This is a genomic window from Streptomyces spiramyceticus (genome assembly GCF_028807635.1).
GTDB classification, from domain to species: Bacteria; Actinomycetota; Actinomycetes; order Streptomycetales; family Streptomycetaceae; genus Streptomyces; species Streptomyces spiramyceticus.
Genome location: NZ_JARBAX010000002.1, coordinates 1,735,010 through 1,753,340 on the forward strand (window position 1 = coordinate 1,735,010; position 18,331 = coordinate 1,753,340).

Here is an 18,331-nt window from a genome sequence, read left to right on the forward strand (position 1 = left end):
GAGCGTTCCCGAAGGGGGGAAGATGACCACCAACGGCGCACATAGGAAAATCCAGTCATACCCAACCAACGGTCAGAAGCCCTGCGAGACACGGGCGAGGAGCGCCGCCCGGATGCAGGTGGTATCGAGGGGCGACGCACCTCGACCCAGGGTGCCCGCTTCACAAACGGTCCGTCATGTCCTGAACCAGTCCGAATGGCGGTCTGACCGGCGGGCGGCCCGAGGACCCTTGCGCCTGGGGGACAAAGGAGCAGCACCGTTCTTCCCCTGGTCCTGGCGGGGGAACTTATCCGGGCATCACTCCGTGTAGCGCGGCCGGGCGGCTGTCCTCGCGGCGCGAGCGCTGGAAGGATGCAGCCCATGCAGACTGATCAAACAGACACCGTGGCGCGCTTCCTGCGGGCACTGAGCCCGGCAAGCCGGGATGGTCCAGCGGTTGCCGCGCGAGAAGCAGGAGCAGATGGCCCAGGAATGGGAGCGCTGCCTCCAGGATGACACTTCTCTGCTGACGCTCAGTGAGCTCGACCCGGCCGCCGCCGAGCACCGGGCGGCGGAAAACGTCATCCAGGACCTCCTCTGACCATCGGGAGAGCTGCAGGACTACGCCGAGGACGACGACCCCGCCGGCCGTGATCTGCGACCGTTCGTCGACCTCATCGATCGGCACGGAAACGAAGCTGTTCTGGCGGTGGTGGACCGACTTGCTCCCGAAGCGCACGCCGAGGTCACCACCGCCCACCGGGCGAAGGGCCTGGTTCTGTGCCGGTTTCTGTGCCGGGCCTTACGACGCGCGGCGGCGGCGTACCGCGATGTAGAGGGTGCCACCCGCCGCCAGCGCCGCGGCTGCCGCGGCTGCGATGGGCAGGGTGTTGTCGGAGCCGGTGGCGGCCAGGTCGCCGCCGTGCGTCGAGGTGCCGGAGCCGCCGGTGGACGAGGAGGAGGAACTGCCGGCCGACGATGACGCGGAGCCGGGGCTGCCGCCGGAGGACGAGTGGGAACCGCCACCGGACGAGGAAGTGGAGCCGCCGGTGGACGAGGAGCCGGAGCCCCCCGTGGAGGTGGAGCCGCCGGTGGAGGAGGTTCCGGAGCCGCCGGTGGCGGTCCCGGACGCGGTGTTGAGTACGATCTCCGCCGTGTTGTTCGCCGGGTTTTTGTCGAAGAGTGTCTCGGTCTTGACGAATGAGGCCGTGCCTGTCGCGCCCGGGATAACCTTGTCGATCTTCAGGCGGAAGCGGTAGGGCCAGGCGCTGCTCTCGCTCACCCAGCCCATGTGGTTCATGCACCTGTACTCGCCCGCCTTGACCTTCTCGCACGGGCGCGGCGCCTCCGTCACGGTCGTACCGGCCGGAATGCGAACCTTGATCGTCAGCGCCCCGGTGCTCACGACCCGGTTCATGTTGACCCAGGCCGGGCCCTTGTTGGTGAACTGGAACGAGGCGGTGATCGTCTCGCCGGCCTTGCCTTTCAGCTTGCCACCGGTCAGCGAGAAGTCGGCCGTGTTGTCGGCGGTCACGAACGCGTGCGTCGACGCACTGCTGTAGTCCTGGTCGGAGCCCGCATCGGCCGCCTTCCGCTCGACCAGCTTGAGCTGCGGCCCTGTGCCCTGTACCTCTTCGCCGGTCCCGTCGGGGTCCGACCAGCCCGGATACTCAAGGTGGACCGACACGCTCAGCCTCTCGTACAACGCCCTGTCCTGGACGTTGAACTGCGGCGCCTTCTCGGGCACGTACACCACACCGGGCTCCAGTGCCTGTTCCACGGCGCAGATGGCGTCGTACCCGTCCGGCATCTCGTCGTAGCCGCCGGACTCCGCATATGTGCAGTTGGAGTGCTGCTTGGCGAAGTCCAGCCCCGCCGAGCCGTGGAGGTACACCCAGACGCGCTCGGCCCGCTCACTGCCTTTGTTCTTCAACGAGAGCGGTATTTCCGGTGTGCTGCCGGGCTTCACCCCTGTTGTCGGAGCGAGCTTCCCTACGGCCATGTCCGGCCCGGCCTCGTCCGCGAGGGCGGGGGCGGCCGCCAGCGCGACCAGGGCGGCGGCACCGGCCGCGCCGACTCCACCGCGCAGCGAGCGACGGCCGGCAAGGGCGTTCTTCATGGGGGTCCCTCTGTGTGACATGTAGGCGAACAAAAAGGCGTCTGCCGGAAAGCAGTTGCGAGAAGGCAGACCTCTGGCGAGACCGGAGGGTTGTACGGAAGATCACTCCGACTCGGGTGCCTTCTACGCCGACTGCACCGATGAGCCGGGTGGTCCGTGCCCGCTGGAGAAGAAGATCGCCAGCCTCCCGCCGCGGCAGGAGCCCGCTCTTGACCACCGAAGATCCCGGGCCGACGCGGCAACCCCCTTCGGTATCGCTGCGACAAGGCCCTGGGCCGGTCACGCGGCGGGCTGAACTGCAAGATCCACTTGGTGGGAGAGGGGCGCTGCCGTCCCATTGCTTTCCTGATCACGCCAAGCGTGGGCCGACGCCCCGCAGCTGGTCCCCGTGCTGGAAGAGATCCGGGTCCCTCGGCTAGAAGGCGGGCGCCCGCGAACTCGGCCCGACCACCTTGGGGGGACAAGACGTACTCATCGCGCCGCAACCGGCTCTACCTGCGGAGACGCTGCTCTGCGGTCAGTGTGCGCTCAGTGTTGTTGATCGAGTGGAGGTGCGAGGTGGAGCGGGGAGGGAGGCGTCGAGGAGGAAGGCCTGGAGCTCCTTGAGATCTTCTGGCGTTTCGCGCATCGGGTCACTGTAACCACGGCCACCCCCATCCCCGGTCTCGAAAGCTCCCAACGCCTGCCCTTCTTGCCGGGCTTCGGCAGATGCGGCTTCAGCCGGGCCTATTCCTCATTCGTGAGATCCCGCCCCATGGCCATGCCAACGACTCAACTTTGAGGCGGTTACATGATCCGTCGGACAGGCCCTACGTCGTTTCTTTCGGATCAGGCGGGCGAGGCGTGATCGTAGGAGACGGTCTAAACGCCGTCGAAGCGGTCTTGGGCGGCTAGTACGTCATCGGCGTAGCGCGCGGCCCAGGCGCCCATCGCGCGGATCGGCCCTAGCAGCGCCGTCCCGGCCTCGGTGAGGGCGTAGTCCACCCTCGGCGGCGCCTGCGCGTACGCTCGGCGGTGGACCAGGCCGTTGAACTCCAGTCGGCGCAACGCGTCGTTGAGCACTTTCGGACTGATCCCGCCGATCCGGTCCCGCAGATCGCGCGGACGCATCGGCCCGCTCTCGCCGAGCACGAAGACGATCACGCTGTCCCAGCGGTTCGCGAGCACCTCGAAGGCCACGCGCGCCCGGCAGTCCGCAACGAAGTCATCGGCTTCGAAGTCCGTCTCAAGGTCCATGGGAACCATCCTGCACGCCCGATGCATACCGATCGGTGTGCATCGGCCCGCCTAGCGTCAAAGCCGGCAAACAAGACCGCAGTTGGACGGAGCACAAACATGCGCATAGGAATTCTCGGCACCGGCTCGATGGCCACCGCGCTCGGCGGCGCCTGGGTACGGGCCGGGCACGACGTACGGATCGGCGGGCGGGACGTCGCCGCTGCCGAGGAGACCGCCCGGCGGATCGGGGCCGCCGGCCACGGCACGCTCGCGGAGGCGGCGGCCCACGGCGAGGCCGTCCTGGCCGCCGTGCCCGCCGCCGCGGCACCAGAGGTAGTCAAGCGGCTGGCCGGCCCGCTCGCCGGGCGGATCCTGCTCGACTGCACGGTTCCCATGGCGCCCGACGACGACGGCCCGGCCCTGACCACGGCGGGCGGTGGATCCTCCCTCGCCGGGCAGCTCGCGCGATCCGCCCCGCAGGCCCACGTTGTCAAGGTCTTCGGGCTGGTCCACGAGAGCATCTGGACCCTGGACCGCCCGCGGTTCGAGGGGGCTCCTCTCGCGGTGCCCTTCTGCGCGGATGCCCCAGAGGCCGTACGGGTCACCTCCGCGCTCATCACCGGCATGGGCTGTACCCCGCTGGCCTGCGGCGGTCTCTCCCGGGCCGGACTGCTGGAGGCCACCGCCGTCTTCGCCATCGGCGTGTGGTGGTCGGGTGCCGAGGTCCGGCCCGCGTTCCCGTCCCCGGCCCTCGCTCCGGGCACGTCGGACAACGCCCCCTAGGCCGTTGTGGTTGGAGCACCCGGTCGTCATCGCCCGACGCCCGCGCTCAACTCCCACCCACCGACAACTGGATGTCAGTGCCTTTTGGCACCATGGCGATCACGAGTCACAACATCGACTACTCCACCGCCGACAAGGCCGACGTCCAGGCCTACCTGGGCAGCAACGGCAACCTCACGTCGGACCAGCGGCGCCGCCTCGACGGCATGCGTAAGGACGCCCTGGGCCCATCAGGACGATCTCGACCGCCAGGCGTCGACTGGGGCCTGTCCATCCCCGACGCCCTCGGTCACCTCATAGACGGGCACACCGACTCGAACGCGGAGTGCGTGGGCAACGCCTACAACGCCGTCTTGATGCGGGCCATCAGGGGGTCTCCTGTTCGGGGGCAGGGAAAAGGGAGCTGGAGCGGGGCCGCTGGTTACGTACGCTTGGTGAGCGAGCGCGGCGGGGTGAGCGGCTCCGTGCGCAAGAGATCGGTCTCGGCAAGGAGTCCGAGCTGTCCGGCGGCGGCCGCCCGGGCGGAGAGGGCGATCGAGCGAGTGGATCCTGTGAAGCCGATCCGGATGTGGGAGAACTGGTAGGCCGCCAGGAGCACTTCGTCCCGCACCGTCGTCGGGGCATGTGGGTCAGGTGGGCGATGGTCAGGACGAGTTCGGAGCCGCGAGCAGGGCTCGGCTCCCTTAAATCACGATGATGCGAGCCGCCGAGCAGAAGGTGCAGCGCCACCAGTGACGGTGACAGTCGGGGTTATCACGGCGTGATAAGTCGCTGCTGCTGCGGCTCAGTGCGAGTGGTTCACGCCCGTGCCTGTCTTATGCCGGACAAGTGGCCGTCGTGGCTGCGAGCCTGCCGGGGGAGCGGTGACACCCGCGGCCGGGCACCTGCTGGCAGACCGCTGGGCCCGCGTACGTGCGAAAGTGCCGCGGGCCCAGCTTTCTTACGCCTGCCCGTCCTGTCAGGAGGCCCACTCACCGTACGAACTCGGAGTACAGAAGGCGACCTGAACAGGGCAGAAGGGGCAGTGAGTCCGGCTAGGGCCTGTCCGACGGATCATGCAACCGCCTCAAGGTTGAGTCGCTGGCATGGCCATGGGAGCGAGATTTCACGAATGAGGAATGGGCCCGGCTGAAGTCGCATCTGCCGACCGTCGCGGAGGAGCAGTCGGAGACTGTGCCAGCTGATTTCAGCGCGGTGATCTTCTCGGCATAGGTTGGCGCCATGGTGGAGGGGGCGAAGACCGCGATGAGTTCTCAGCCGACGGACGAGCAAAGCGGCGGGCGACATGCGGCCCGCAGCCAGAAGGCTGTTATCGGGGGATTGGCTCGTTCGTCTCTGCTGATGGCGCTGGGCACAGTGGTGTCGCGGGCGACAGGTCTGATCCGTCAGGTACTTCAGGCAGCAGCCTTGGGCACAGGGCTGCTGGCCAGCACGTACAACACGGCGAACACCGTGCCGACGAGTCTGTACACGCTGCTGATCGGTGGGGCTCTCAACGCGGTGCTGGTACCCCAACTGGTGCGGGCCCGAGCGACACAGCCCGACGAAGGACGCGCCTACGAGCAGCGCCTGGTGACACTCGTGCTGTGTGTCCTTGGCGTGGGCACGGCACTGGCGGTGTGGGCGGCCCCGCAGATCGTGAGCCTCTACATGCGCGACACCCCCGACAGCCACGAAGCGTTCGAGCTGACCGTGGTGTTCGCCCGCTTCCTGCTGCCGCAGATCTTCTTCTACGGTCTGTTCAGCATCCTGGGCCAAGTGCTCAACGCCCGCGAGCAGTTCGGCGCGATGATGTGGACGCCCGTACTGAACAACGTCGTACTGATCGGCATGTTCGGCGCCTACCTGGGACTGATGACGATCCCCGAACGGGTGGAGGACATCACCACCACGCAGGTGCAGCTCCTGGGCATCGGCACCACAGCCGGAATCGCGCTGCAGGCCCTTGCGCTCATTCCCTTCGTACGTGCCGCCGGTTTCCGCTTCCACCCCAGGTTCGACTGGCGGGGAACCGGCCTGGGCAAGAGCGTGCACGCCGCGAAATGGACCCTGCTGTTCGTCCTGGCCAACCAGGTCGCCCTCATCGTGATCACCAACTACGCAAATGCCGCCGACCAGGAACTGCCGCAGGCCGGCGCCGGCTACTCGGCCTACACCTACGCGCAGACCATCTGGATGCTGCCGCAGTCGATCGTCACCGTCTCCCTGGTGACCGCGCTGCTGCCGCGCATGAGCAAGGCAGCCGCGGAAGGCCGCATACCGGATCTGCGCGCCGACCTGTCGCAGGCCCTGCGCCTCACCGGCGTCGTCATCGTGCCCGTCGGCTTCCTCTTCCTCATACTCGGGCCGCAGATCTCGACGCTGCTGTTCGCCCACGGGGCGGCCGACGCCGCAACGGCCCAGCCTCTTGGCCACATGCTGCAGGCCTTCGGGCTCGGGCTGATCCCCTTCTCCGCCCAGTACCTGCTCCTGCGCGGCTTCTATGCCTTCGAGGACACCCGCACCCCGTTCTTCATGGCCGCCTGGATCGCCGTGGTGAACATCGCGCTGGCCACCGCCTGCCACCTGCTGCTGCCCACCCGCTGGGCGGTGACCGGCATGGCAGCCGCCTACACACTTTCCTATGCGGCAGGCCTCGCCCTGACCTCGTGGCTGCTGCGAAAGAAGCTCGGCGGCCGCATCGACGCCGACGGAACACTGCGCCGCACCTACGCGAAACTGATGCTCGCTGCCACGGTGGCGGGGGCCTTGGGCTGGGCAGCCGCTCAAGCCTGTGCCGGTGTACCGGTCGCGGGAATCTGGGGCACGGCGCTCGCCTTGACCGCAGGGACAGTTGCCATGGGACTGGGATACCTGGGGACGGCACGACTGCTGAAGATCAGCGAGTTGCGGAGCCTTTCCGGCTTGAGGTGACGGCGTCGGCCCCGATGACGGAGGCTTGGCATGGTGATCACTTCTCAGTTCCTGATCCGGATCGACGGGTTGGAGACGCGGGCCGGGCACGCTGATTGGACAGCGGTGAGCGCGATGAAGGCGTGGTCAGTGTCCAGTTCGCCAGGAGTGAGGCCTGCGGGTGTGCCGATGATGGCCTGGCGATCGGCCAGGGCCGTCAGAGCGTCACGGTCGCCTTCGAGTACTTCGCGTTCATCGCCGGTGAGGTCGAGATCCTCGGGCAACTGCTGCACACCGTTCTGACCTCAAGGAGACAGCCAGCGCTGGAAAGCCGCCTGGATAGGCCGACCGAGTTGCCACTTGAGCTGGGGGAATCTCGCACTCGGTCACACGAGTGTGGTCGGGTAGCCAGCCACGTTGCCGTGACCGGCTACCCGACCACAGCAAGGCCGCTGTCACCCGAACGCCACACTCAACCACCCAGGCGCATGCCGCAGCCATCCAGCCGGGCGCCGGCCACTTCCCATAGGGTTTCGTAGACAAGCGCTGACTTGGCGCTGTTCCTTGCTACGCCAGCCCATCTCGCCGGCGTAGACCAGGCCCTGCTGGACGGCTTCCGTGTTTTCGCGGAGATATCCCGCCGCCTCCGGCAGGCTGTGCGAATCGCCGCGAAGATTGTCTTCAGCACCGACCCGCTTCCCAAGGATTTCTGCCGTCAAGTCTCCTGGGCGGCCGAAACGTAGGCTGCCGGCCATGGCACGATTCGATCAGGTCAAGGCAGCCTTCTGGGGCGTCGGCGATTACGGCGTGCAGCTGCCCTTGACTGAGGAGATGGTCCAGGAGGCCGAGCGCGAGCTCGGCGTGACTCTGCCCTCCGCCTTGCTCGACCTTCTACGGGTACAGAACGGCGGCAGCGTGGCAGCTGAACGCAACGTGTTCCCCACCAGCCAACCGACTTCGTGGAGCGAAGACCACGGTCCCTTCTCCGACTTGATGGGCATCGGCCGACGCGAACGGATGTCCTCGTTGCTCGACACCCCGTACTTGGTCGAGGAGTGGGAGCTGCCCTCGCCAATCGTGCTGCTCTCCGGCGATGGGCACTACTGGGTCGGGCTCGACTACCGCGCTTGCGGCAGGAGCGGCGAGCCCTCGGTCACCTGGTTCGATCCAGAACTCAGCACGGAGCTCGCACTGGCCGGTGACTTCCGATCGTTCATCGAAGGGCTGACCCGGGGCAGCCTTTCGGCAACGACCCTGGCAGTAACCCCGTATCGGAGTGATGATCTCGCCGGCTTCTGGCTCAGGAAGCGGTCATGAGATCGCTCCCTTGAGCACGCGGGGCAGATGGACATGGAAGTGATCGACCTCGACCTGGTGGCCGCGGTCGCGAAGTGCTCAGGCGAGGAGTTCGTAAGTCCGCTGGCCCTTCTCCGGACTACGCGTCTCTTGGCTACGAGCAGCTGCGTAAGATCGCAAAAATGATCTCCACGACCTACCTGGCGCAAGGGTCGCGCGTGGCCATTCGCCACGTCTGTCGCCAGGACTACGAGGAGCTCACAGCCCTGGCGCAGGACAGTGCCGAGATGCTCCGCCGGTGGCTAGGGGACCGAGAGTCCACTCCCGAAGCCTTCGAGAGCTACGTCATGCGGTTAGAGCAGCCCACTCATGAAGGCTTCGTCATCTGCTTGCTGGACACCGACGTGATCGTTGGCGGCGTCAACATCAACAACATCGTTCGGGACACAATCCAGAGCGGAACCGTTGGCTATACCGCCTACGCGTCCACTACCGGTCGCGGTTATATGACCGAGGGCTTGCGGCTCGTCATACAGCACGCCTTCGGCGGGCTTGAGTTGCATCGGTTCGAGGCGAACATCCAACCGGAGAACACACCGTCGTTGAATCTCGTCAAGCGCCTCGGCTGGCGGCGGGAGGGCTACTCAACGAACTTCCGGTTCATCAATGGTGCCTGGAGGGATCATGAGCGCTGGGCCATCACCCTCGAGATGGCCCAAGCCAGGAAGCGGCAAGAGGTGAGTTGATCCCCGCGCTCTGGTGACCTGGATCACGACTCGCTCCGAGTGAGATCGGGCGTATCGGATACCAGGTCGGGTTCTCCTGAACTTTCTGGCGGAAGTAGGGGTGCGGTGTCGCCGGGGGCACGCGCAGGCCGACCAGCACACGTGCGGATGAACCACGAAGGTGTGTTGAGGATCCAGGGCGTCGTCATCGGCACCGGGTTGTCTCGCAATCAGCTCCGTTCGAAGCAGTGCGAGTGGCCGATGACGGAGAAGCCGCGGCGCTCGTACCAGTGTCGTGGCCAGTCCGTCGCATCGGCGGTCAGGAACCGGGTACCGCAGTCCTTGTCTGCGGCCAGGCGCAAGGCGGTGGTCAGGACGGCATCGGCGTAACCGCGCCTGAGGTGGGCCTCCGAGGTGATCAGGTCCTCGATCTGGGCTGTGCCAGTTGCCGGGTCCAGATAGAGGTCGGCCCATGAGGCGACCTCGCCCTCCTGCGTGCGGGCACCGAGGAAGTGAACGACGCCTGCCCCGCGGCGGCGAGCCTCGCGTCGGTCGACGAGGTGGCGTATGACCTCGTCGTCGACGTTCGGAAGGATGCCCCGCCATCGCCGGGTAAGTGGGATACGTATCGCGTCGAGGTTCATCTCCTCCGCGGGGCCGCTGACCGGCACCGGGCCTGCGTGCAGCATGACCAGATAGGTGGAGTGGGTGTATCCGGCCCGGATCAGCGGCTCTGCGCACGCCATTCCGACTTCGTTGTCAAGGACGGAGATCAGCCGGTGTTGCAGATGCCCCAGTGCCTCCTCCGCGATGGCGGGGACCGCCTCGGAGTCAACGGCCGTGTCGATGATGACCTGGTTGTTCGCGCGGGAATGTGCGAAGGCGTCGTCATATACGGCGAACCCGCCCGGGAGGTCGACGATGCGCGCGGCCTGGCGGCGGGCGAAGGCCGACAGGAAGGAGTTGATCCGCTGTAGTTCTGAGTTTGGCATGGCGGGAGCGTAGGCAGCCGTGGACCATGGCCGCCTACGAATTACCCCCGGCGGGGCGCAGGCTTCTCGGGGAGCTTCAGGCCACTTCGGCTTCGGGGCCCGCGTCGGGGTCGAGCTGGGTGAAGTCGACGTCGAGGTGCACTTCGTACGCCTCTGGCACGTCGCTGAGCTCGTGGGTGGAGTATTCGCCGAACCGCATGATGCGCTCGGTCAGGTACGGGGAGATCTCCGCACCCCGCACAGCGCACCCCATCGGCGGCCAGCCCGCACTGTCCCGCCCGGACTCGGCGCGCCGCCGGGTGTTTTGATGGTATTTCACATTAATCTCCCGTAACTGTACGAAGTCGATCTATCGCAGATCGCACCCACCTCACTCCACCGGAGATGACATGCACAAGCTCCGCAAGGCTGCCGTCCTGGTCGCCGCCCTCGCCGGCGCCGGACTCCTGAGTGCCGGCACCGCCCACGCCGGCGGCGATGGGCACGGCCACCACAAGGGCGACCACTTCAACATCAAGCAGAGTTCCGAGTGCAAGTCGCACGACCTGAACCTCGACGTCCTCGGCCAGGTCGGGCTGGTCAACGGCCTGCTGGGCAGCGCGCTCAACGGCGAGGGCCACCCGGGCGAACAGAAGACCCACATCGGTTCGAGCATGGGCTGCGACAACAGCGCCTTCTAAGGCCTGTCCCGTAAACGCCCTTTGAGTGGGGGATGGGGGCGCGGCCGGTGGCCTTCCGGCCGCGCCCCCTATCCACCGAGGTTGAGGTCGTGCACGCGGGCGATTCCGCGCATGGCGTGGTGCACGGCCTCCCCCTGAGGCAGCAGTCGCGACGCAGGATCTTCCAGCACTTCATGCGTACGAAGACGTGCTCGACACAGGTCCGGGCCAGCTTGTGGGACTTGTTGTGCGCCTCTTACCGGGCCGGCAGCTCCTCGCCCTTGCGGCGCCGGTGCGACGCAGGCGTCGGCTCGCCGCCCCGCACTCCCACCACGACGCACCAGCATGGCGGCACAGGCACGCAGACCTGCCCCGACTCCGGCCGGCCCGCCTCGAAGGAAACACCTCGACCAGCCCCGGCCGTCCGCCCTGGTGGAGCGGACGGCCGGGGCTACTTCAATTGCCGTACGCGGTCGACGAGCGGTACGTCGACCGCGTCGGCGATGAGGATCAGGGTGCCGATCAGCGCGCCGGATGCCCCCGCTCGACCCGCACGTCGATGGCCTTATCCCATGCCCGCCCTCTCGGCAACTGCCCGTTGCGTGAGGTTGGCGTGAAGCCTGGCCGCCCGGATCTGGTCCCCGATGGCCCGGCGACGGGCGAGCACCCAGTCGAGCGGCGGTTCGGAGGACCGCGAGCACGCTGCAGCCCGGGTGATCAATCGCCTGTACAGGGAACCTGCATTCCAGCACCATCGTCAGGGTCGCGAGTACCTTGCGGCCCGGCATATTCGCGATGGCTCATCCCCTCCGATCGCCCCTCCCCTTACCACCCCTTGATCCATTAGTGAATTGCAGTGCCTGAAGACACGGCGCCGACCCCGGCGCAGCCACATCTCGGCCCTTCACAGCGCAGCCGTTTGGAGTTCGCTCGACGCGACCTCGACGATGCGCGCGTTGCCGACCTTGCGGAGCTCCCACCCTCATCGTTGATCTTCCTAATGAGCGTCTCCGCAGCCGCCTCGACGACATGCTGACCCTCATCGAAGAGACCCACGAGTAAACCCGCAGTTCAGAGGCCCACTCCTTTTCTTGGGCGTGCAAGGGTGGGGGTGCCTCGGGTTGTCCGGCTGGCCACATGGCTGGTGACGGAACGGTCGCCCCGGGGCGTTGCCGTGTCTTCAGGCGTGATCGCCGCTCGCGTCGCGTGTCCGGCGGCGGGGTTCGGGGTCGGAGATGAACCGGCCCTCGATGGCTTTCACAAGGAGTTCGGTGAGTCCGCTTGCCCTTTTCCGGGCTAAGGGAGCGTCCCCTGGCGCGGTGGCAGCTTCACTGCACCAAGCAAGCCGACACGCCGACGCTCGGGGCTGGCGCCTTGGACGACCTCTACTGCGACAGCGGTACTACGACGCACGGAAGGGGCTCAGGGGCACGAACGCTTCCCCTCACCCCGCCACAGCCTCCGACGAAGCGCGGTGTGCAGCCCGAGCCAGCTCAGTCAACGCCCTGTTATACCGATGAGCTTGTATTGGCAGTGCGTTGGGGTTCGTGCCTTCAACTCGGTAGCTGACGGAACGTGAGGCCCCTCAACCTGACACTCACCTGAAACGTGGATCTCTTTCGGCAGACCGGTCGCTCATGGTGCCGGTCAGGCCGCGCCGCCGTGTGCTGGCCAGGCTCTGTCGTCGGCGGCCAGCCATGGCTCGTTCGCGGCGGCGGTGGGGGTTGTCCCGGTGAACGCGCGGACGTCGTGGTGGAGGTGGGACTGGTCGGCATAGCCGCTGTCCGCTGCCACCCGCGCGGGGGTGTGCCCGCGGACCAGGCGGTGGATGGCGTGATCGAAGCGGACCAGCATGGCGGCGCGTTTGGGTGGCAGGCCGATCTGCGAGCCAAAGCGTGACCACATGCGCTGGCGGCTCCACCCGGTCCGGGCTGCGAGGTCGCTCACGCGGCTCGGCCGTGGCTGGCGACGATCTGGCGCCAGGCCCAGGCCACTTCGGGATCGACCACCCTGCCTGCATGGAGCCGGGTAAACAGTTCTGTGTCGATCAGCGCGAAGCGCTCCGGCCAGGTTCGCGCATGGTGAAGCCGCTCCCGCAGGCGCTGCGTGTCGCGGCCCCACAGGTCGTCGAGTGCGATGACGTTCCCGTGCAACTCCGCGAGCGGGACCCCGAGCACGGGGTGCGCGGCAAGTGGAGACAGGCGTATCTGCACACACTCGACGCCCTCGGCGCGCACTGGAACGCGCTGAAGGCGAGCCCGGCGGCCAGGCTCTCCGACCGCATTCGGCCGGCCCGCCGTGGATGTCGAACGGGCGGTCACCGAACTCGACGGCCACGGTGACGGCTGGGTGGGGGATTGCTCGTAGTTCGATAGGGCTGTCGCCGCGAATGCGGAATCCGGCCATGTCGACACCGGGCAGCGCGGTTGCCCGCGACGGTCGCTCGATCTCCCAGGCAGCGGTGGAGTTTGCCTTCCGGCGAACTGGTCGCACGCCTCGACTGTACGAGCGGCTCGGTGGCGGGATCAACCAACGCGCGAGGCGCCGACATTTCTCCAAGACGCGTCGCGTTGGCCACCGGGAAGGTGATGGAGCCCCGGACCGACCGACGGAGGAGCCATGGACGAGACGACCACCCCGCAAGGCCAACGCAACCACAGCCGCGCAGACGCGGCGCCGAGCGTCCCGCGCCGATGGCGGGCGTGGAGTCGACGGCGGCGGATCACGCTGCTGGCCGTCGGCGTGCTGGCCGTCCTCCTCGCGTGGAACACGGTGTCAGTGCGCACGGAGACAGCCGAAGCCTCCGGCGAGCAGATCGTGCGCCTTCCCGGCGGGGACATCCACGTCATGCAGGACGGGCCGCCCGGCGCGCCCACGGTGGTGCTCCTGCACGGCCTGGCCGGCTCGACGGCATGGTGGGACCCAGTGCTGCCGGCAATGCGGGACCTGCACGTGGTTCGGGTGGACCTGCTCGGGCACGGCGGATCAGCCAAACCGGCCGACGGCTACGGCATCGCGCAGCACGCACGCCGGGTCGGGGCCGTGCTCGATCAACTCGGGGTGCGCCGCGCGACCATCGTCGGGCATTCCACCGGCGGCGCCGTCGCCACGTCGCTGGCCGAGCAGCGCCGCGACGTGGTGGCAGCGATCGCGCTGATCGACACCGGCCCGCGGGCGGACGCGTTCCTCGGCGACAGCTTCGTCGCCCGCCTGATCACCACGCCGGTGGTAGGGGAGCTGATCTGGCGGCTGCGCACCGACAGCACGATCCGCGACGCGCTGAGCACCGCGTTCACTCGCGAGGTGCAGATCCCCGACCGGATCATCGCCGACATCTGGGGCATGACCTACCGCAGCCTCACCGCGACCGACGAGGCGGTCGACGTGTTCCTGAAGGAACGGCCCGTTCCCCACCGGCTTGCCGGCCTTGAACTGCCGACCCTGGTGATCTTCGGCTCCCAGGACCGGCGATGGCAGCCGTCCTCCGCCCAGGACTACCGCCGAGTCCCCCACGCTCGCATCGAGATCCTCGACGGTGTCGGCCGCACACCCATGTTCGAGGACCCCGACACCACCGGAACCCTCCTGCATGGCTTCGCCGTCGAAACCGCGCCACGCTGACCCGGGATCACCACTCCATCTCCCGCAGCCGCCGCGCCTGGCGCAGCCCGACATCAACGGGCAACGTCCTCCCGACCTCTGGTAGTCCGGTCAACGACTCTGTGACGGCCGCCGCAGAGGACATGGATGTCCACGCGGTGCTGGTCGGGTAGCGCCAGTAGGGCGAGGGCACGGCGGAGGCTGAGTTCGACCATTTGTTCCACGCCGGGGGTGGAGAGGACGTAGTCCCGTACTTGAGGGTCGAGCCCGTTGGAGCGCAGCATCCGGTCCCGGACGGGTTTCGGAGGGGCGGGTGCCGACGCGCATTCCTCGCCGTCGCCCGGAGCGGAGAGGGCCCAGCCGCGCAGCTCCCACGACCGCCCCGGCAACCGCCGCCGCCCCTCCTACCGGAACACCACAAGGGTCACGACGCTGAGCACCAGTGTGACCACGGGCGCGATCTGGCTGGCTCGGGCCAGCCGTCGGTGGCCCAAGCGATGGGCGTTGAGCAGGACGAACAGGCCCCCGTGGATGGTGACCAGGTTGATCACCGTGAGCCACTGGTGCCGGTGTTGCATGAGCGATACGACCAGGATGATCCAGGCAGCGAGGAATCCGAATACCCAGAGGACCTGTCCGAGCGGGCCGGCGGGACCCGGCCGTCCCCTCTCGGCGGACGTCGGCGAATCCAGCGGGCGGGTCTCGGGGCGCAAGGGGGCTCCTGTGGTCGGCGCAGGTGGTGGGCCCGTACGACCCTAAGTGGCCGTCGTACGGGCTCCGCGACCGGCCCCTCTCCCGCTCAGGGGCCAACCCGCTCGGGCAGGGGCCGAGTTCAGGCGTCCCGGTCGGCGCCGGCCTTCTTCTTGCGGGCCGACATCACCGCGTACACGATCACGCCGATGAAGAGGAACATCACGCCCTGATAGACCGCCTGGCACCCGGCGCCGCCGACCAGTCACAGGGAGAAGGCGCAGGCGATCGCCTCGATCACACTTTGCGGACGAGACGAGAGCGGTTGACGCGCTCGCCCTGTCCGGAGACGACCTCGGGGGCGAGTTCGCCCATGTGACGACCAACGTCAGCCCGGGCGTCGAGGGCGCGACCATCGACTTCTTCCGCACGAGCTCCGTGGTCGCCATCCTCGAACCGGCGAACGGAGCCGCTCTGCTGGAGGTCTCATAGCGTCGGCCGGATCTTCCCTGCCCGGCCTCCTGCCCGTCAGGTCCGCAGCCAGGGCGGGCATGGATAAGGCCATCTATGTACGGGTCGAGCGGGGCATCCGCCGTGCTGATCGACACCCTGATCCTCATCGCCGACGCGGTCGACGTACCGCTCGTCGACCTCGTACGGCAATGAAGAAGCCCCGGCCGTCCGCTCCACCGGGGCCGGACGGCCGGGGCTGGTCGAGGTGTTTCCTACGAGGCGGGTCGGCCGGAGCCGGGGCAGGTCTCCGTGCCTGTGCCGCCATGCTGGTGCATCGTGGTGGGCGTGCCGGGCGGTGAGCCGACGCCTGCGCCACAAGGGCGAGGAGCTGCTGGCCCGGTAAGAGGCGCACAACAAGTCTCACAAGCAAGTCCGGGTCTGTGTCGAGCACGTCTTCGTACGCATGAAGTGCTGGAAGGTCCTGCGCGACTGCCGCCTCAGGGAGGAGGGCGTGCACCACGCCATGCTCGGATAGGGGGCGCGGCCGGAAGGGCCACCGGCCACGCCCCCATCCACCCACTCAAAGGTCGTTTACGGGACAGGCCTTAGAAGGCGCTGTTGTTGCAGCCCATGCTCGAACCGATGTGGGTCTTCTGGTCGCCCGGGTGGCCCTCGCCGTTCAGCAGGTCGCCGGCCAGGCCGTTGAGGATGCCGACCTGGCCGAGGATGTCGAGGTTCAGGTCGTGCGACTTGCAGTTGGAGCTCTGCTTGATGTTGAAGTGGTCGCCGCCCTTGTGGTGGCCGTGCCCATCGCCGCCGGCGTGGGCAGTGCCGGCACTCAGGAGTCCGGCGCTGGCGAGGGCAGCGACCAGGACGGCAGCCTTGCGAAGCTTGTGCATGTCATCTCCGGTGGAGTGAGGTGGGTGCGATCTGCGATCGATCGACTTCGTTCAGTTATGGCAGATTAGTATGAAATACCATCAAAGCACCCGGCGACGCGCCGAGTCCGGGCGGGACAGTGCGGGCTGGCCGCCGATGGGGTGCGCGCCGTGCCGAGTGCTCTTCGCAAATCGCCGAGGCGATCGACGTACCGCTTGCCGATCTCGGCAGCGAAGAGCCCACCCCCCCCGCCATGAACAGGCAAAGCTGTTCTAACGCTGCACGCCACGAAGTGTGCAACCCGTACGCGCAGGGGACGACCGCTCGTGCACTATCGCGATACCGATACCGATACCGCGATTGGCGCGCTCGTCACCGAGCGGGCCTGGACTCCCGGCCGTCGGCGCGAGCCTGCGCGAGCGGTGGGCGGCCATCGCCCCCGGACCGCCGCGCGCTCGCCGCATACCAGGAAGTCGCCCCGACCCGCCACGTGGACCAGGGCATCGCGGAAGCGGTGGCGCGACAGAAACGCGCGATGCGCGACCTCGGCCGCCGCGCGTTCCCTGAGCCCGAGGTGGCGACGGACGATGCGCCGGCCCCGATCGAGGCGGCCCGCGCCCAGCGCCGCCGCGAGGCCGCAGCCACTCACGCGGCCGCCATGCGGCGGGCGCGAGCTGAGCGCGCAGGTGCGCTGCCTGAACCGTGGCCCAGCAGTTGGGCAGGACGGCATGATCTGCACAGGACCCGCGTGTTCAAGCGGCTCGCGTTGAACGAGCCGACCGCATCCAGCCGGATCCGCTCCGGCTAGGCCGCTCCGTGTGAACGGGAAAAGCAACTCGGGGTGTACGTGCCCGCGCCGTAGCGTGCATCCATGACGTTTACGTACATACCGCCGGTTCCGGCGGAATAGATCCCGAAGTTGCCCACCCGGGACGTGGCGCTCCTTCTTCTGCAGCACCTCGCGAGCGGGACCGGCTATCTGCAGTACAGCCGACGATGGGCGGGGCGTGCCAGGCGTTCCAGGACGAGCGTTGGAGGCGCACGCGCTGCTGTCTCAGGTGCCCAGCCAGTCCGAAGCCTTCCGCCAGCTCTCCCGCGACGGCAGGGACCTGGCGCAGGATCCGCAGGGCATAACGCGGTTCGAAGCCCGCGAGCGGCTGTCCGGCCCGCTCCACCCGGCCCTGGAAGACAGGGTGCGTACCAACTTCGACCTGGGTGACTACGAGACGGCGTGCTTCGCCGCGATGAAGGCGGTCGAGGTTGCCGTCCGGGACGCCTCCGGGCTCGACTCTATGGTCGGCGTGTCGCTGATGCGCAAGGCGTTCCAGCCGCATCAGAACGGGAAGGCCGGCGGCCCGCTTGCCGACGCCGGAGCCGAAGGCGGCGAACAGGAGGCAACGTCCGCGCTGTTCGCCGGTGCCATGGGCGCGTACAAGAATCCCGCGAGCCACCGCACCGTCGACTTCGACGATCCATCGAGGCGGCCGAGATCATTCAGTTCGCCGACTTGCTGCTGCGGGAGGTCGAGCGTGCCAAGCGCCGTCAGGCCGCCCTGGACCGTCAGCACCTGGCGTCCGCGCACACCGTCCGCCGCCAGGACCTCATCGACTCCCAGGTGAGCAGCCTGGCGCTGGAGTGCCGGGACGACCTGCTGGAGACCGCGGCCGTCCTGGACGCGCTCGCCCTGTGCCACGGGCACGGCAGCTACCTGCCGCGTCCCTACCAGGAGGATTCCCGCCACCCGGTGCCGATGGACGTGGAGTTACGCACCTGCGCCTCCGACAGTTGCTGAGCAGCTCGTGCGCCACGACCAGCAGCACGGGACCAGCACCACAGGTGACATCCCTCCAGCTTTGGAGAACGGCTGCACGGGTGCCGACCGGGACGCGGTCCGCGCCCTCGCCCGTCGGGAGCGGATCGCCTCCCAGGAGCGATGGCCCCGCTGTTACGTAGTGACCAGTTCAGATTCCCCGCCCGCGGCCAGTTAGTGGGGAGCTATCTGGCCGCGGTTGTCACAACGCGTAGTTGTCAACGGGCTGACGGCTC

20 protein-coding genes and 5 pseudogenes are annotated in these 18,331 nt (G+C 67.8%); 14 read left to right on the forward strand and 11 right to left on the reverse strand.

All coding sequences use genetic code 11. The annotated features are described in order from the left end of the window. Window positions 1–436: 436 nt before the first annotated feature. Together PXH83_RS31365 and PXH83_RS32675 are read left to right on the forward strand one after the other, a co-directional pair. The gene (locus PXH83_RS31365; RefSeq protein ID WP_338054739.1) at window positions 437–580 is read left to right on the forward strand and encodes a hypothetical protein; all 144 of its coding nucleotides are present in this window, start codon (window positions 437–439) and stop codon (window positions 578–580) included. A gap of 6 nt (window positions 581–586) precedes the next feature. Continuing rightward, a pseudogene (locus PXH83_RS32675) lies at window positions 587–751 on the forward strand (DNA helicase); the annotation flags it as partial. Between the two features lie 30 nt (window positions 752–781). Here the strand turns inward: PXH83_RS32675 and PXH83_RS31375 are convergent. Continuing rightward, window positions 782–2,098, reverse strand: coding sequence for an LPXTG cell wall anchor domain-containing protein (locus PXH83_RS31375; RefSeq protein ID WP_274564937.1), 1,317 nt, complete (start codon window positions 2,096–2,098; stop codon window positions 782–784). A 216-nt stretch (window positions 2,099–2,314) separates the two neighbouring features. Between PXH83_RS31375 and PXH83_RS31380 the strand changes: the two are divergent. Then, a pseudogene (locus tag PXH83_RS31380) lies at window positions 2,315–2,609 on the forward strand (IS5/IS1182 family transposase); the annotation flags it as partial. Window positions 2,610–2,959: 350 nt separating this feature from the next. Here the strand turns inward: PXH83_RS31380 and PXH83_RS31385 are convergent. Then, window positions 2,960–3,334: a winged helix-turn-helix transcriptional regulator gene (locus PXH83_RS31385; protein ID WP_274564938.1), complete on the reverse strand. Its 375-nt coding sequence runs from the start codon at window positions 3,332–3,334 to the stop codon at window positions 2,960–2,962. Window positions 3,335–3,433: 99 nt separating this feature from the next. Here PXH83_RS31385 and PXH83_RS31390 point away from each other — a divergent pair, with 99 nt between their 5' ends. From PXH83_RS31390 to murJ, 3 genes are all read left to right on the forward strand, one after another. Then, window positions 3,434–4,099 (forward strand): NADPH-dependent F420 reductase, encoded by a 666-nt coding sequence (locus tag PXH83_RS31390; RefSeq protein ID WP_274564940.1) that lies wholly within the window; start codon window positions 3,434–3,436, stop codon window positions 4,097–4,099. Between the two features lie 92 nt (window positions 4,100–4,191). Further along, window positions 4,192–4,683 (forward strand): DUF7691 family protein, encoded by a 492-nt coding sequence (locus PXH83_RS31395; protein WP_274564942.1) that lies wholly within the window; start codon window positions 4,192–4,194, stop codon window positions 4,681–4,683. 757 nt (window positions 4,684–5,440) lie between these two features. After that, on the forward strand, window positions 5,441–7,012 hold the full coding sequence (gene murJ, locus PXH83_RS31400) for a murein biosynthesis integral membrane protein MurJ (protein ID WP_420803275.1): 1,572 nt from the start codon (window positions 5,441–5,443) through the stop codon (window positions 7,010–7,012). Window positions 7,013–7,056: 44 nt separating this feature from the next. Here the strand turns inward: murJ and PXH83_RS31405 are convergent, their stop codons facing one another. Further along, on the reverse strand, window positions 7,057–7,284 hold the full coding sequence (locus PXH83_RS31405) for a hypothetical protein (protein WP_274564945.1): 228 nt from the start codon (window positions 7,282–7,284) through the stop codon (window positions 7,057–7,059). 460 nt (window positions 7,285–7,744) lie between these two features. On the opposite strand from PXH83_RS31405, the gene PXH83_RS31410 reads away from it, so the two are divergent. After that, window positions 7,745–8,308: an SMI1/KNR4 family protein gene (locus tag PXH83_RS31410; protein ID WP_274564947.1), complete on the forward strand. Its 564-nt coding sequence runs from the start codon at window positions 7,745–7,747 to the stop codon at window positions 8,306–8,308. Window positions 8,309–8,469: 161 nt separating this feature from the next. Next, window positions 8,470–9,033: a GNAT family N-acetyltransferase gene (locus tag PXH83_RS31415; RefSeq protein WP_274564948.1), complete on the forward strand. Its 564-nt coding sequence runs from the start codon at window positions 8,470–8,472 to the stop codon at window positions 9,031–9,033. Window positions 9,034–9,242: 209 nt separating this feature from the next. Here PXH83_RS31415 and PXH83_RS31420 read toward each other — a convergent pair whose 3' ends face one another. Beyond that, a complete protein-coding gene (locus PXH83_RS31420; RefSeq protein ID WP_274564950.1) occupies window positions 9,243–10,004 on the reverse strand; it encodes a GNAT family N-acetyltransferase in 762 nt (253 codons plus the stop codon). Between the two features lie 76 nt (window positions 10,005–10,080). Next, window positions 10,081–10,323, reverse strand: coding sequence for a hypothetical protein (locus PXH83_RS31425; RefSeq protein ID WP_274564952.1), 243 nt, complete (start codon window positions 10,321–10,323; stop codon window positions 10,081–10,083). Between the two features lie 70 nt (window positions 10,324–10,393). On the opposite strand from PXH83_RS31425, the gene PXH83_RS31430 reads away from it, so the two are divergent. After that, complete coding sequence (locus PXH83_RS31430; protein WP_274563543.1) at window positions 10,394–10,684, forward strand: hypothetical protein; 291 nt, start codon at window positions 10,394–10,396, stop codon at window positions 10,682–10,684. 68 nt (window positions 10,685–10,752) lie between these two features. Here the strand turns inward: PXH83_RS31430 and PXH83_RS31435 are convergent. From PXH83_RS31435 to PXH83_RS31445, 3 genes and pseudogenes are all read right to left on the reverse strand, one after another. After that, window positions 10,753–10,958 (reverse strand): annotated as a pseudogene (locus PXH83_RS31435) (transposase family protein); the annotation flags it as partial. 1,352 nt (window positions 10,959–12,310) lie between these two features. Then, a complete protein-coding gene (locus PXH83_RS31440) occupies window positions 12,311–12,610 on the reverse strand; it encodes a helix-turn-helix domain-containing protein (protein WP_274564953.1) in 300 nt (99 codons plus the stop codon). Next, window positions 12,607–12,900 (reverse strand): hypothetical protein, encoded by a 294-nt coding sequence (locus PXH83_RS31445; protein ID WP_274564954.1) that lies wholly within the window; start codon window positions 12,898–12,900, stop codon window positions 12,607–12,609. The genes PXH83_RS31440 and PXH83_RS31445 overlap by 4 nt, the downstream gene beginning before the upstream one ends. A gap of 382 nt (window positions 12,901–13,282) precedes the next feature. Between PXH83_RS31445 and PXH83_RS31450 the strand changes: the two genes are divergently transcribed. Further along, window positions 13,283–14,284 (forward strand): alpha/beta fold hydrolase, encoded by a 1,002-nt coding sequence (locus tag PXH83_RS31450; RefSeq protein WP_274564955.1) that lies wholly within the window; start codon window positions 13,283–13,285, stop codon window positions 14,282–14,284. Window positions 14,285–14,667: 383 nt separating this feature from the next. Here the strand turns inward: PXH83_RS31450 and PXH83_RS31455 are convergent, their stop codons facing one another. Next, a complete protein-coding gene (locus PXH83_RS31455) occupies window positions 14,668–14,976 on the reverse strand; it encodes a hypothetical protein (protein WP_274564957.1) in 309 nt (102 codons plus the stop codon). 119 nt (window positions 14,977–15,095) lie between these two features. Further along, window positions 15,096–15,307: pseudogene (locus PXH83_RS31460) on the reverse strand (amino acid permease); the annotation flags it as partial. 502 nt (window positions 15,308–15,809) lie between these two features. On the opposite strand from PXH83_RS31460, the pseudogene PXH83_RS31465 reads away from it, so the two are divergent. Then, window positions 15,810–15,941: pseudogene (locus PXH83_RS31465) on the forward strand (IS5/IS1182 family transposase); the annotation flags it as partial. Window positions 15,942–16,011: 70 nt separating this feature from the next. Here the strand turns inward: PXH83_RS31465 and PXH83_RS31470 are convergent. Further along, entirely contained in the window at window positions 16,012–16,305 is a 294-nt protein-coding gene (locus PXH83_RS31470; protein WP_274564959.1) for a hypothetical protein, read from the reverse strand. 494 nt (window positions 16,306–16,799) lie between these two features. On the opposite strand from PXH83_RS31470, the gene PXH83_RS31475 reads away from it, so the two are divergent. The 3 genes from PXH83_RS31475 to PXH83_RS31485 all read left to right on the forward strand — a co-directional run bounded on the left by PXH83_RS31475 (window position 16,800) and on the right by PXH83_RS31485 (window position 18,077). After that, window positions 16,800–17,093, forward strand: coding sequence for a hypothetical protein (locus PXH83_RS31475; RefSeq protein WP_338054928.1), 294 nt, complete (start codon window positions 16,800–16,802; stop codon window positions 17,091–17,093). A gap of 223 nt (window positions 17,094–17,316) precedes the next feature. After that, the gene (locus PXH83_RS31480; protein ID WP_274564960.1) at window positions 17,317–17,904 is read left to right on the forward strand and encodes a TIGR02391 family protein; all 588 of its coding nucleotides are present in this window, start codon (window positions 17,317–17,319) and stop codon (window positions 17,902–17,904) included. After that, complete coding sequence (locus tag PXH83_RS31485; protein ID WP_274564961.1) at window positions 17,901–18,077, forward strand: hypothetical protein; 177 nt, start codon at window positions 17,901–17,903, stop codon at window positions 18,075–18,077. The genes PXH83_RS31480 and PXH83_RS31485 overlap by 4 nt, the downstream gene beginning before the upstream one ends. Window positions 18,078–18,331 lie beyond the last annotated feature (254 nt).

What these genes read in the sequence shown, in the direction of transcription:
- PXH83_RS31375 (WP_274564937.1), bottom strand. Translation starts at nt 2,098, where the DNA reads ATGAAGAACGCCCTTGCCGGCCGTCGCTCGCTGCGCGGTGGAGTCGGC.
- PXH83_RS31385 (WP_274564938.1), bottom strand. Translation starts at nt 3,334, where the DNA reads ATGGACCTTGAGACGGACTTCGAAGCCGATGACTTCGTTGCGGACTGC.
- PXH83_RS31390 (WP_274564940.1), top strand. Translation starts at nt 3,434, where the DNA reads ATGCGCATAGGAATTCTCGGCACCGGCTCGATGGCCACCGCGCTCGGC.
- PXH83_RS31395 (WP_274564942.1), top strand. Translation starts at nt 4,192, where the DNA reads ATGGCGATCACGAGTCACAACATCGACTACTCCACCGCCGACAAGGCC.
- murJ (WP_420803275.1), top strand. Translation starts at nt 5,441, where the DNA reads ATGGCGCTGGGCACAGTGGTGTCGCGGGCGACAGGTCTGATCCGTCAG.
- PXH83_RS31410 (WP_274564947.1), top strand. Translation starts at nt 7,745, where the DNA reads ATGGCACGATTCGATCAGGTCAAGGCAGCCTTCTGGGGCGTCGGCGAT.
- PXH83_RS31415 (WP_274564948.1), top strand. Translation starts at nt 8,470, where the DNA reads ATGATCTCCACGACCTACCTGGCGCAAGGGTCGCGCGTGGCCATTCGC.
- PXH83_RS31420 (WP_274564950.1), bottom strand. Translation starts at nt 10,004, where the DNA reads ATGCCAAACTCAGAACTACAGCGGATCAACTCCTTCCTGTCGGCCTTC.
- PXH83_RS31430 (WP_274563543.1), top strand. Translation starts at nt 10,394, where the DNA reads ATGCACAAGCTCCGCAAGGCTGCCGTCCTGGTCGCCGCCCTCGCCGGC.
- PXH83_RS31450 (WP_274564955.1), top strand. Translation starts at nt 13,283, where the DNA reads ATGGACGAGACGACCACCCCGCAAGGCCAACGCAACCACAGCCGCGCA.
- PXH83_RS31470 (WP_274564959.1), bottom strand. Translation starts at nt 16,305, where the DNA reads ATGCACAAGCTTCGCAAGGCTGCCGTCCTGGTCGCTGCCCTCGCCAGC.